This is a genomic window from Lacrimispora sp. 38-1, from assembly GCF_049890855.1.
Classification (GTDB): domain Bacteria; phylum Bacillota; class Clostridia; order Lachnospirales; family Lachnospiraceae; genus Lacrimispora.
Genome location: NZ_JBANEW010000058.1, coordinates 189,168 through 202,670, shown reverse-complemented (window position 1 = coordinate 202,670; position 13,503 = coordinate 189,168). Strand labels below are relative to the sequence as shown.

The window sequence follows — 13,503 nt, the reverse complement described above, 5'->3', positions numbered from 1 at the left end:
AGAATATTTAACAATGTTTTTATTTAAAAAATTCATGGTTTCCGTGCTGGAACAAATAAGTCAAATGAGAATCGAACCAGCTTATGGCTCCGCTTCTCGATCCACTTCGATTCATAAAATACAAAGCTCCGTTTGAATAGTCTTCACCTTCCAGTGCCCGCTTCACACATTCAATGGTATCGCTGGTAACTTTTACCGAATTAATGCTTCCATTGGATACCGGGGAAAACTGGGAGGGCGAATAAACAACTCCTTTCACCGTACTTGGAAATTTACCGCTTTTTACACGGTTTAAAATCACATTTGCTACAAGAATCTTTCCTTCATCATCGCAGATTCCAGCTTCTGCCTGCACAATCTTTAACAAGACACCATAGTCTTCATCCGACAGAGACGTGGCATGAACTGCTTTTTCCTCTTCTGCCTTTCTGGCCGCTTCTTCTTCCGCTATTTTTGCTTTTTGTGCTTCCTCTGCGGCTTTTTGCGCCTGCCTTTTTGCTTCCTCCTCCAGTGCAATCTGTTCATTCATGCGCTGGACTCTGGTAAAGGATTCTTCTTCCAGTTCCTGCTTTTGTATGACTTCTTTTTCCAACAGATTTCCAGCGAGCTGCTGTGCCTGCATCTTGGGATCGGTAAGGTTAATTTGTACTTTTGCTTGTGAAGCTGTTTCCTCTTCTTCAACGTTCTCATCATCTGTAGCGTCTTCTAATGCCCGTGTTTCTGCAAATGCCGTTAATGCATTTTTTCCGCTGCTTCCAAAACCTGTGGAAGTAAAAGCAATCACTGTAATTACTGCGGCACCTGCCATAAAAACTGCCGAGGAACGATACATTCGCTTTGTAACCTTTACGGACATTCCTCTGAAGAACTGACTAATCTGCTGAAGGATAGAGCGTAGTGTAAGCATAAATACTCCTCTTTCTCTAATCTCATTTGCCTGGGCTGCGGACAGAACCGTACCCGTTTCTTTGTGTCGTCCGTAATTATAGAAGAATCCCGTTAAAAAAGTCAATGGCTGTTTAACATTTTTGTGATAATTTAACTTGTTAATTTTTTTATGTTTTTATTTTTTTGTAAGATATATACTATTTTTACTTGTACATATGTGATTTTTTTGTATTAAATATGTGTTAATATTTTACAATAGTATTACATTTCTGTTAATTATTAACCCAGAAGTATTCAGCCTGTCCGGCCTGTTTTTTGTTTTATGTAAACTAATCTGCCATAAATGATGAAAATTTACCCTGAATAAAGGCGGCCAGTTTCTGGGGAGCAATGACAATCTGCTGCCCTCTTATCCCTGCACTGACTACAATTTCAGAGTAATTTTCCGCTGATGCATCAATCCAGGTTGGAAAGTGCTTTTTCATTCCAACAGGAGAACAGCCGCCTCTGATGTATCCGGTCACAGACTGTAAATCCTTTACTGAAATCATTTCTACCTTTTTATCCCCTGTGAGCTTTGCTGTCTTTTTTAAATCCACCTCCCCGTCCACAGGAATACAGCAGACAAAATATCCCGTTTTTTCTCCTTTTAATACAAGAGTTTTAAATACACTACCATGATCGACACCAAGCATATCGGCTGCATGGCTGCCTGATAAGTCCTGCTCATCAACGGTATATTCCCTGGTGTCATATTCAATCCCTGCTTTATCAAGCATTCGCATCGCGTTTGTTTTTATCATATCACTCACTCTTAACCTTTCATTTGGGCAAAAGGGGCAGATTTGTATTCTGCCCCTTTTCCCCTAGTTCATATCTTTTATCTTCTTTTCTATGTCTCCCATAGCAGCTTCCCCGAACATAGCCAGCCCTCTTAACGGCATATCCTTCAGCATGGCGCGCATCATGATGTTTAAGTCATCCTCTCCGTCGAACTTCTTATTAAAACGATCTACCATTTCCTGAAAGGATTTACGTCCGGCTTCCTTTTCCAAAACTTCCTGAACAGTTGAATTCAAAGAGATTTTATCCATTTGGGGCGTTATGGGGAATTCACCTTCAAAAAGCATCTTAAATTGTTCCCTGGAACAAGAAAACCTTCCATTTTTCACAACATCAGTCACTTTGTATTCCGGACTTCTCATAATGACTTTTCCTTTTACTTTCAGATCCGCCTTTAAGCGCATATCTCTGCTGGAAGCCGCCACATAAAGCTGATAGTTTCCATCCTCGATAGTCCATCCGTGTTCTTCTATATCATAATAAGAAAAACTTCTTTTGTCCAGCATAAGCTTAACTGTCTTAGTCTCCTGAGGATTTAAAAATACTTTCTGAAATCCCTTTAATTCCTTCGGCGCCCTCATCACAGATGAACACTCTTTACCAATGTAGAGCTGAACCACCTCACTTCCAGCTCTCTTTCCCTTGTTTGATACAGTAACCTTCACGCTGCCTGTGCCTGAATCGTCATCCCATTCAACCTGCATTCCTTCGTATGAAAAATCTGTATAAGATAATCCATATCCAAATGGGTACAGCACCGGTATATCTGCCCAGTCATAATAACGATATCCTACCAATATGCTTTCTCTGTATTCTACGTCCTTAGCTTCCTTTGCAAAGTTATTGTAGCAGGGTGTGTCCTCAAGTGACATGGGAAAAGTTTCTGCCAGGCGTCCGGAAGGATTTACCTCACCAGTCAAAACTTTGGCACTGGCACTTCCGGCTGCCTCACCGCCTAAATACGAAAGAACGATTCCCTTAACGTCATCTTTCCACGGCATTAACACAGGCGAACCGCATTGCAGCACTACAGTTACATTAGGATTCACCTTAGCAACCGCCTCAATCAGTGCATTATGGTTTTTCGGCATATCCAGATGACTCCTGTCAAATCCTTCGCTTTCATAGGAATCGGGGAGACCGGCAAAAATTACCGCCCCATCTGCTTTTGCCGCACACTCTGTGGCTTCATCAATAATTTCCTGCCGTATTTCATCTGAACAAAGTTCGTATCCCTGGGCGTATTCACATTTTATTCCCATATTTCTAAGAGCTTCCAGTGCGCCCTCAACACGATGAGGATTGATCTTAGAGCTTCCTGCTCCCTGATAACGGGGTTTTTCAGCAAACGCACCAATAACGGCATACGAAACATCTTTATTTAGTGGCAGCATACCATCATTTTTCAGTAAAACGATGGATTCCGCCCCAATCTTCTGTGCCAGATTGTGATGTTGGTCCTTGTCATAATTTTTCTTTTTTACCTCCTGCGCTTTTAAAATTACAGTTAATATCCTTGTTACTGCGCGATCCAAAACTGCTTCTTTCATTTTTCCTTCTCTGACTGCTTCCACGATTTTTTTATCATTATATCCGCCGGAGGAAGGCATTTCCAATTCTAATCCTGCTTCCAGAGCTTTCGTCCGTTCGTTCATCGCTCCCCAGTCAGTCATAACCAGTCCCTGAAATCCCCACTCACCACGTAGGACATCATTTAAAAGCCATTGATTTTCACAGGAATAAACATTATTAATCCGGTTATATGAGCACATAAGAGTCCAGGGCTGTGCCTGTTTTACAGCAATCTCAAATGCAGTTAAATATATTTCCCGGAGTGCCCGTTCATCAACAACTGAATTGCTGACCAGTCTGGCCTTTTCCTGATTATTGGCGGCAAAATGCTTCAGCGAAGTACCTATTCCCTGGCTCTGCACACCATTAATCCAGGCTGCCGACATCTCTCCTGCAAGAAAGGGGTCCTCACTGAAATATTCAAAATTTCTTCCGCAAAGAGGCGAACGTTTGATATTTGTACCCGGTCCCAGGACCACAGATACCTGTTCCTGAACGCATTCCTCTCCGATTGCTTTTCCCATGTCAAAGAGATTTTCCCTGTCCCATCCGCTGGCTGTGGTAGCGGCTGTTGGAAAACAGGTCGCCCTCACACTCTGATTCAGGCCCAGATGATCTGCCTCACCGGACTGCTTTCGCAGTCCGTGAGGTCCGTCTGTAACCATAATTTTCGGAATACCAAGGCGTTCAATTCCTTTCAAATGCCAAAAATCCTTTCCTGAGCATAAGGAGACTTTCTCTTCCAGGGTCATTTGGGAAATGATACTTTTTATTTTGTCTTTCATTATATACTCTCTTTCTTCTCATCCAGCTCAGAACGGATTTGTGCATACTTTTCATTGGTGATCTCATAGAATGCCATCGAAACCAGCGAAGCCACATACCCAAGCACCGGCATTCCGAATCTTAAAAAAACAATCATGTCAAGAACCTGTGGCGTTTGCTCCTGGTTTGCCGTAAAACCGACTAAACCGAGGAAAAAACTGGCGATAAAACCTCCGATTGCCATACCGAATTTATTGATAAATGTCAGTGAGGAAGACATCAGACCATCCGAACGCTGGCCAAATTTCCATTCACCAAAATCAGAACATTCCGGCAGCATTGCCCATCCTAAGTTACTTGGAATACGTGAAACGAATCCGAAAACTGCCATCATACTCATGAGTATGGTAACCGATGCCGTAGGACGCAGCCACATAACCACCAGAGGAAATATGGAAAACAGGCTACCCAGCCAGTATAAACGATTTTTACCTACTATTTTAGAAATTGCAGGCAGCAGAGGAATCAGGATGATTCCTGCGAATAAAATCGCAGAAGCAACTTTAGGTACCAGATCTACACGATTTAACACATATTTAAAATAATACATATTGACTGCACTGTATGTGGCATTAGCCAGTACGTCCGTACCAAAAGCAATCATCAGCATCAGCATCGGTTTATTTTTTATTAAAAGCTTTAGATCATTTGCCATATTTAGCCGGACTCTTTCCTTTTGCATGTCACAAACATCGTATTTTTTTCCGCCCCATGCACAAACCCAGAATGAAACGGTTGTCATAATGCCGACTAAAGCTCCATAAATTGCCCAGCCCTGTTTACCGCCTCCAAATGCTTCCACTAACGGCAGCGCCATAATTGTAACAACAAACTGTGCCACAGTTCCCATCCCCTGTTTCCACGATACAATTACAGTCCGCTGATATGGATCCTGAGACATGACAGGAGTCATGGAATGATAAGGAATATTAACTACAGTAGACACCAGCGAATATGTAATATAGATAACATACACATATACGATCTTCATATTAGGAGACATCTCCGGTGCCGTAAACAGCAAAAAGATAAATAATCCTAGTAATGGAGCTCCCCCTATGATCCATGGTCTGTATTTCCCCATCTTTGAATGAGTATGATCACCTATCATCCCCATGATTGGATCTGTAAATGCATCAATAAATCTGGATATCAGCATAAGACCGGAAACCACCATTGTGTTGATTCCAAAAATATCCGTATAAAAGAATGTCAGATAAGACATAACCAGAAAAAATGCCAGATTGGATCCCAAGCCCCCAAAAGAATATTTAAAAACATCTAAAAATTTTGCTTTTGAATATTTATTCTCCATACGATTTCTTCTCCTTTTCTAAATAAACTGCCCCAAGTTGTTAATGCATCAATCTTTTCATAAAATCCAGGTCCATTCTGGCATCCTTTTCAAATGGTACAACATCGCAGGTATCCTGATAAAACTCCAGCAGCCTTTCCTTCATTTCTGCAATCAAAGTCCGGTACTCTTCACAATCGATCTGATTCCTTATCTCATCCGGATCATTTCTCAGATCATAAAATTCGTCTTTCTCATAGAGCCTTCGGATGTATTTATAATCTTTTGTTCTGCACATGACAGATTTTCCATTGTACATGTCATCCGATGCCTGCAGCGACTGCCTTGGAAAATATAATCCTTCCGGTCCAGGTGCAATCTGTCCACCGGTTTCCTTACAGTGATCCTCTCCTTTCCGAAAACCGCCCTCACAAAAAACGGCATCCCTCAATACATCCTGCTGCTGCATAATATAGGAAATGAGTGATTTACCAAAGTGCGTATGTTCTGCAGGCAGCCCTGCCAGTTCTTCAGCAGTTGCATAAAAATCAATTAACTCTGTCATCTCCCGGCTGACACCATGACGTTTTTGCATATTTTTTGGAAGTTTTACAATAAACGGAACATTTGTCAGACAGTCCTCGAACGAATTCTGTACTTTTTCCACCAGGTTATAATCGCCGGTATAATCCCCGTGATCACTGAAAAAGAATAAAGCAGTTTCGTCATAAATTCCTTTTTCCTTCAGTGCAAAAATAATCTGACCTGTGAGTTCATCAACCTTACTGCACATTCCCAGATAAACTGCGCGCAATTCATCATATTCCTCCTCCTTCCAATCCTTCATATTCTGAAGCCTGGACAGTTCCTTTTGCAGCCTGGACTTTCCTTCAAATCCCTGAGGCGGTAAAATCCTCTTCTTTAGTTTTTTCCTGTCGATTCTGCTAAAATATGGCTCACTGATCTGATAGACAGGATGCGGGAGCATCAGAGGAAGAAATAAACAAAATGGTTTTTCTCCCTCATAATTTCGTATGAACTCAGCCGCACCCTCTGTCCATATCTGATCTATGTCTTTATTATCCGGCAATTTTCCACGGTAAAAGGAATAGAAGTTCTTTCCTCCTGGTTCTCCCCTCCAATTTTCATATGGAAGTTTATCCGGCTGTCTTCCATCATCCAGAGTAAAATATGTGTCGCAATAGGGTTTATAATACTCCGGGTTCTGAGCAGGAAGCAGATCGTTTCTCTGGTTCATCCAGATATGATAATTGTGGTCTTTCAGCCTTTTTAATAAGACCGGCTCATGATCATGCATCATATGATTCATCGTACGATGGCCGGCAACATGTGGATACCAGCCACTCATGAAGCTGCATCTCGACGGTGTACATACCGGGTTCTGGCAGAATGCGTGTGCAAAGGACACCCCCTCCTTCGCCAGTTCATCCAGATTAGGGGTAACCGATGCCGGATTTCCAAGATGGAACATGGAATCTGCCCGCATCTGATCCGGATTGATAATTACAATGTTAGGACGTTTTTCCATTTTACTTCTCCTATTTTAATCCCAGCCTTGTATAAAGTTCATCTGGTGCGTCGTTTTTTTCCATATACTCCCGGATATAACCTTTCATTCTGTTTCGCACCGTCTCATCCCCTATAGACTGTAACTGACCCGGATCTTCTTTCAGATCAAAAAGCAGAGATCCAAATGATGTAGTATCGCCCATATTATCTTTCTTTTTAATTTTCATAACTTTGCAGTTTTTGGTAAATGAAAATGGCCCTGCCAGCTCCATATCTTTAAACTCAACTGGATGAAACATATTTCTCATATGAGTCGGCATCAGAGTATACTCATAAACCGGCTCATCCGGATTCTCTGCCGCATGCATATACACGTATCTTCCATCTGTTACATTCACCTGACTTCCATGGTAACCAAATACCGCATATTTCCGGACAGGTTCATCAGAATCCATCACACTGCATAAGGGTTTCCCCTCCATATCCGCTGGCACTTCCAATCCAAAAAACTCCAATAATGTCGGTGCCAGGTCAATGGTCTGTACAATAGCATTTCTCCTTATTCCTGCACACTCCTTTCTTCTGGGATCATAGATATACAATGGTATATGCCCAATCTCCTGATAAATCGGCATACTGGTTTTCCCCCACCAGCCATGCTCGCCCAACAGGAAACCGTGGTCTGTGTTAACAATCAGCATCGTATCCTTCCACAGATTGTAATGGTCCATTAAATCCAGAACTTTACCGAGGTAACGGTCACATTTTGAAAGAAGGGCGGCATACTCATACCGTACATGACTAACTGTATCTTCATCTTCCGCAACCGGAGCATACGGAGGCCAATCCGCTTCACAAGAAGCATCCCCATGAAATGAATGAGGATACAACGCTTTATCCTCTTTCAGAGAGTAGAAAGGCTCATGGGGATCAAAGGTCTCTATCTGAAGAAACCAGTTATCTTCTCCATGATTCGTTTTGATAAACTCCAGACCATGTCTGAATGTAACAGCCTGTGATGTCTTCTCCTCTTTATCCATGCATCTGCGGTTAATACCATCATGTATCATCATATTTTTATAAGGCGGGTAAGAAAGCATTACCTCCTTATTTTTAAAAACGGTTTTTACCTCGTCTTCATATGATAAATCCGCCTTCCATAAATCCCCTTCCTGCCCCCTGGAAATCTCCCAGGATGAGTAACGATTGTGATATGTACAGCCTCCGTCTTCCCAGTAATGCTGATGATCACTAATCAGATGAGTATAAATCCCCCTGTTCTTCAATCGTTCAGGCATGGAATCATCATATGGTTCCATAGGACCCCAGCTTCGGTGAAAAAAGTTGATTCTTCCGGTATGAAGCTCTCTTCTTGCTGGCATGCAGGGCATGCTGCCCACACAGCAGTTATCAAACTGGACACTTTTTTCCGCCAATCTCTTAAAATTAGGAGTAATTGTCCAGTCACATCCATATGACTCCAGCATATCCCTTCTCAGCGAATCATACATAACCATGATTGCTTTCATAATAATACCTCCTTGAAAACGTTTTCAAAAATATGATCAAAAAAGCGCTTATATAAGCTGCTTTATTGATTCCCTCTCAATGTATTCTGTTACAAATTCCTTTGAAATTATTTCGTTATTTTCATGATTGATCATATTCAGCACCAAATCCGCCGCTTCTCTTCCCATATCAATAGCAGGTACATAAAAAGCAGAAATTTTCGGATACATAAGCGCACCATCTCCCTTTTTATGCTCTACAGACAAAATTGATATATCATCCGGGATAGAAAGGCGGAGTTCAACACAAATTCCCATGATCAGCTGAAGCAGCTCAACACTTGCCAAACAGACTGCTGTACATGTTCCCTTCTTCACATAGCTTTTTATCTGCGCAGCAATCATTTCCCGGGATTTTGCAATACTTTTTAGGGCTGACGGAATGATCTTTAATTGGGGCAACTCCGTTTTTAATTGCGCAGTAATATTTTCTATATAGGTCTGATGTAAATGCATATAATAAAGCAACACGCAGCGATGCCCCTTTTTATACAATTCCTTCATCATATCAATGGTGTAATTTTCAAATTGAGCATATATATTCATACCTCTTTGATGAAGCTTTTTCCCTATATATATAACCGGGTATTGCTGGTCGATAAGCCGTTTTAATGCCAGTTCAGACGCCTGCTTATTAATCAGCCCTGTAAGAATTAAGCCATCAATCTTTCTTTGCCCTGCACTTTCTAAAAATCTGGGCCCGCTTTCTTCCTGGCTTTCGTATATTTCCGATTCACTTATAATTACCATATTATAATTATACTGAGGTAAAATCTGTTCAATCCCCTTTAGTAGTTCCAGATTATAAGACGTTTCAAATATAGAGTGTGAGGAAAAGGGAAAATATACCCCTATCATATTAGATTTTTGCTTGACAAGACCGCGTCCAAATTGATTGGGCTCATAATGATAGTAATTAAGTGCCTCTTTTACTGCAGCAACCTTTTCATCACTAACATTGGCACTGTTATTTAAAATTCTTGATACTGTCGAAATAGAAACACCTGCGCGTTTGGCAACATCTCGTATAGATTGCATAAAAATACCTCTTGAAAACGTTTTCTATTTGTTTCTAATTATAATATCAAATTGCTTTTCCATTTACAATAAGCACTCTATCTAAAATTCAAGACTGTTTATTGGATATTTTGTACAAATATAAATCTCCTAAAGTGACCCTATTCAACCTATTTCACATGGCTATTTTAACCCTTTACATTCCAATATGGTTACTGATATAATACATATATATAATATTTTATTATATCATAATAAAAAGTTATACAGCGAAAGGATTTTTAACATGGATCAGAATCTTTCCCAATATAAGATTTTTTATGAAGTGGCAAAAGCAGGTAATATTTCCAAAGCGGCAAAAGAACTTTTTATCAGCCAGCCGGCGATTAGTAAATCTATCAGCAAGCTGGAAGATAATTTAGACGTGGCATTGTTTACCCGTAATTCCAGAGGTGTCCAGCTTACGGAGGAAGGAAAACTTCTGTTTCATCACACAAAAACTGCCTTTGAAGCGTTAAACAGAGGAGAACTGGAACTGAAAAGGGTGAAAGATTTTAATATCGGACACTTAAGAATCGGCGTCAGCAATACGCTGTGCAAATACATTCTCCTTCCTTATTTAAAGGGGTTTATTGAGAAATATCCTCATATTAAAATCACCATTGAGAGTCAGTCTACCTCCCACACGGTAGCGATGCTGGAACAGCAGCAGATCGACCTGGGACTGATCGCAGAGCCTTCCAACCGCCGCCCTCTTTTATTCAATCCGGTCATGGAGATCCAGGACATCTTTGTAACTACAAATGCATACCTGGAAAATTTATATTTGAGAGAAGGTAAGAAAGCAGATTTATTTCAGACAGGCAACATTCTCCTATTGGATAAAAATAATATGACAAGGAAGTATATTGACGAATATTTAAACGAAAATCAGATCATTCCCAATCAGCTTCTGGAAGTTACCACCATGGATTTACTGATAGAATTCGCTAAAATCGGACTTGGCATCGGCTGTGTGATTAAAGAATTTGTTCAGGATGAACTTGATAAAAAGGAACTGATCGAGATTCCCATGATTTCCGGCATTAAGAAACGCACCGTTGGATTTGCCTATAACCCGGCCACTGTATCCACAGCAATGGAAATTTTCTTTGAAGCAATGCAAAAGGCAGGAATCAGAGGCTAAATATACCACAAAAAAGGCTGATACAAAAGAGAAAGATTTTAATCTGCTCTCTCTTTTTATCAGCCCTTTATATGCTACACTAAGGTAAAATTAGTTATCGATCAGCTTTCCGCCGTTATTCCAGCTGTAAAGCTTACGAAGATCTGCTCCAACTTTCTCTAATTCATGGGAAGCTTCTGCATTTCTCATAGCTCTGAAATGTGCACCGCCAACCTGATTCTCAAGCAGCCAGTCCTTTGCAAAGGTTCCATCCTGAATATCAGTCAGTACTTTCTTCATCGCTTTCTTTGTTTCATCGGTAATGATCTTGGGTCCGGTAATGTAGTCGCCATACTCAGCTGTATTAGAGATGGAATATCTCATTCCTGCAAAGCCGCTTTCAAAGATCAGATCGACAATCAGTTTCATCTCATGTACACACTCAAAGTATGCGTTCTCCGGTGCATAGCCTGCTTCAACCAATGTTTCAAAACCGGCTTTCATCAGTGCGCATACACCGCCGCACAATACAGCCTGCTCACCGAAAAGATCAGTCTCTGTCTCAACCTTAAAGGTTGTCTCCAAAACTCCTGCTCTTGCGCCGCCTAAAGCAAGTGCGTAAGCCAGAGCCTTGTCCATCGCCTTACCGGTATAATCCTGATGAACTGCCACAAGACAGGGAGTTCCTCTTCCAACCAGATATTCATTACGAACAGTATGTCCAGGAGCTTTCGGTGCAATCATGGTAACATCAACATTCTTAGGAGGAACAATCTGTCCGAAGTGGATTGCAAAACCATGAGCGAACATCAGCATATCCCCCTCCTTTAAGTTGGGTTCCACTGACTCCTTATACATAGCAGCCTGTTTCTCATCGTTAATCAGAATCATGATGATATCTGCTTTTTTTGCTGCCTCAGCTGCAGTATAAACGGATAAACCCTGAGCCTCTGCTTTTGCCCAGGAACTGCTTCCTTCGTAAAGTCCAACGATGACATCACATCCGGACTCCTTTAAATTAAGCGCATGGGCATGGCCCTGGCTTCCGTATCCAATCACTGCAATGGTCTTACCTTCTAATAAAGATAAGTTGCAGTCTTCCTGGTAGTAAATCTTTGCCATCTTTCTTTCCTCCTCATATACTGACTCATAATATATTTTGTTAAAGGAACTATGCCGACGACTCACTGTCCGCCTTTGGCAATACCTCTAGCTAACAAATTCAGACTGCCTATGGCAGATAGCGGATATCGTCGGATCCCCTTGAAAGTCCGGTCAGACCGGTCCTTGCCAACTCTAAAATCTCATAATCGCCAAGGAGGTTAATCAGCGCATCCAGCTTTGACTGGTCGCCTGTCAGCATGACGGTTAAAGAATCTCTTCCAACATCGACGATGGTAGCTCTGAAAATATCTGCAATGGCACTGATCGCCTGACGCTCACTGGCGTTGGCGCGGACCTTTACAAGAATGAGCTCACGGTAAACAGAATGCCCAGGCTTTAATTCTTTAATATCCCTGACATCTTCCAGCTTTCTCAGCTGCTTTTCAATCTGATCCAGAATTTCCTGTTCGCCCACAGAAACCACTGTCATCCTCGAATATCTCTCATCCGCAGTTACTCCTACCGTAAGGCTCTCAATGTTATAGCCACGGCGGCTGAACAGTCCGGCTACACGGCTTAAAACGCCGGCAGTGTTATCAACCAACAATGATAATACGATTCTTTCCATTCACATCCCTGCCTTTTTGTATAATATTTAAATGATAACAATGTAACTGTTATTTGTCAACTAAATAATAGGAATGTGTATTATAATCTGAAGTTATACCTATAGACAGATCTGATCATTTTCTTCCATATCAACAACCGGATTCACGTGAACCATGCAATGCTTCACATCAGGAAAGTGTTCTTCTATGCAAAGATGCACCTTCTCTGCAATTTCATGTGATCTTACCAGCTCCAGCTTTCCTTCTGCTGCTATTTCTATATCCACATATACCTTTGCTCCAAACATTCTCGTCCTGATGTCATCAATCCGTTTCACACCCATAATTGACATTGCAAATTCCCTCATCTTCTGCACGGTTTCTTCATCACAGGATTTATCTATCATTTTATCCATGGAATCACGGAATATATCAATTGCCGCCTTTCCGATAAAAATACAGATTACGATACTGGCCAGAGGATCCAGAACAGGGACTCCCATTCTTGCTCCTGCAATGCCCACCATGGCACCCACAGATGACAACGCATCCGAGCGATGGTGCCAGGCATCTGCCATCACTGCTCCTGAATTTATCTTTTTGGCTGCTGCCCTGGTATACCAGTACATCCATTCCTTAACAACAATGGATAAAATTGCTGCGAAAAAAGCAACCATGCCGGGGATGGGGGCTGATTTCCCATTCTGTCCCATGATTGTCTTTATCCCCGTCATACCGATTGCAGCTCCAGTTGCCATCAGCAATGATGCAAGTATGACAGAGGCCACACATTCCATGCGGTCATGACCGTACGGATGCTCCTTATCCGATTTCTTATCTGCCAGATGTACTCCGATCATAACAATAAATGTGCTGAAAACATCTGAGGCGGAATGAACTGCATCCGAAACCATGGCACCGGAATGGCCAAGGATTCCCGCTGTCATTTTAAAGGCAGAAAGCAGCAGATTTATTCCAATGCTGACCGCCGATACATGCATGGCAATGCTTTTTCCATCTTTTTCTTTCTTCTTTCCGATTATACGCCTCATAAACTTCTACCCCCGTGAAATAAGATTACCCCATGTC

General features: G+C 41.6%; 11 protein-coding genes. 1 reads left to right on the top strand and 10 read right to left on the bottom strand.

The features are described from left to right. Positions 1 to 19 precede the first annotated feature (19 nt). From V7D18_RS16570 to V7D18_RS16540, 7 genes are all read right to left on the bottom strand, one after another. Positions 20 to 907 carry a cell wall hydrolase gene (locus tag V7D18_RS16570; protein WP_426155726.1) on the bottom strand — a complete coding sequence of 296 codons (888 nt, stop codon included), beginning with the start codon at positions 905 to 907 and terminating at the stop codon, positions 20 to 22. 310 nt (positions 908 to 1,217) lie between these two features. After that, positions 1,218 to 1,691, bottom strand: a complete 474-nt coding sequence (ybaK, locus tag V7D18_RS16565) for a Cys-tRNA(Pro) deacylase (protein WP_426155724.1) — start codon at positions 1,689 to 1,691, stop codon at positions 1,218 to 1,220. Between the two features lie 63 nt (positions 1,692 to 1,754). Further along, the gene (locus V7D18_RS16560) at positions 1,755 to 4,088 is read right to left on the bottom strand and encodes a glycoside hydrolase family 3 C-terminal domain-containing protein (RefSeq protein ID WP_426155723.1); all 2,334 of its coding nucleotides are present in this window, start codon (positions 4,086 to 4,088) and stop codon (positions 1,755 to 1,757) included. Next, positions 4,088 to 5,443 carry an MFS transporter gene (locus V7D18_RS16555; protein ID WP_426155722.1) on the bottom strand — a complete coding sequence of 452 codons (1,356 nt, stop codon included), beginning with the start codon at positions 5,441 to 5,443 and terminating at the stop codon, positions 4,088 to 4,090. The genes V7D18_RS16560 and V7D18_RS16555 overlap by 1 nt, the downstream gene beginning before the upstream one ends. 40 nt (positions 5,444 to 5,483) lie before the next feature. After that, entirely contained in the window at positions 5,484 to 6,971 is a 1,488-nt protein-coding gene (locus tag V7D18_RS16550; protein WP_426155720.1) for a sulfatase-like hydrolase/transferase, read from the bottom strand. A gap of 10 nt (positions 6,972 to 6,981) precedes the next feature. After that, positions 6,982 to 8,481 carry a sulfatase gene (locus V7D18_RS16545; RefSeq protein WP_426155718.1) on the bottom strand — a complete coding sequence of 500 codons (1,500 nt, stop codon included), beginning with the start codon at positions 8,479 to 8,481 and terminating at the stop codon, positions 6,982 to 6,984. 48 nt (positions 8,482 to 8,529) lie between these two features. Beyond that, positions 8,530 to 9,558, bottom strand: coding sequence for a LacI family DNA-binding transcriptional regulator (locus tag V7D18_RS16540; protein ID WP_426155717.1), 1,029 nt, complete (start codon positions 9,556 to 9,558; stop codon positions 8,530 to 8,532). A gap of 265 nt (positions 9,559 to 9,823) precedes the next feature. Between V7D18_RS16540 and V7D18_RS16535 the strand changes: the two genes are divergently transcribed. Next, positions 9,824 to 10,723, top strand: coding sequence for a LysR family transcriptional regulator (locus tag V7D18_RS16535; RefSeq protein WP_426155716.1), 900 nt, complete (start codon positions 9,824 to 9,826; stop codon positions 10,721 to 10,723). A gap of 90 nt (positions 10,724 to 10,813) precedes the next feature. On the opposite strand, the gene ilvC is transcribed toward V7D18_RS16535, so the two are convergent. The 3 genes from ilvC to V7D18_RS16520 all read right to left on the bottom strand — a co-directional run bounded on the left by ilvC (position 10,814) and on the right by V7D18_RS16520 (position 13,466). Then, entirely contained in the window at positions 10,814 to 11,824 is a 1,011-nt protein-coding gene (gene ilvC, locus V7D18_RS16530) for a ketol-acid reductoisomerase (RefSeq protein ID WP_426155714.1), read from the bottom strand. 109 nt (positions 11,825 to 11,933) lie between these two features. Beyond that, positions 11,934 to 12,434, bottom strand: coding sequence for an acetolactate synthase small subunit (gene ilvN, locus V7D18_RS16525; RefSeq protein WP_117418731.1), 501 nt, complete (start codon positions 12,432 to 12,434; stop codon positions 11,934 to 11,936). Positions 12,435 to 12,533: 99 nt separating this feature from the next. Beyond that, the gene (locus V7D18_RS16520) at positions 12,534 to 13,466 is read right to left on the bottom strand and encodes a cation diffusion facilitator family transporter (protein WP_426155712.1); all 933 of its coding nucleotides are present in this window, start codon (positions 13,464 to 13,466) and stop codon (positions 12,534 to 12,536) included. Between the last annotated feature and the right edge of the window lie 37 nt (positions 13,467 to 13,503).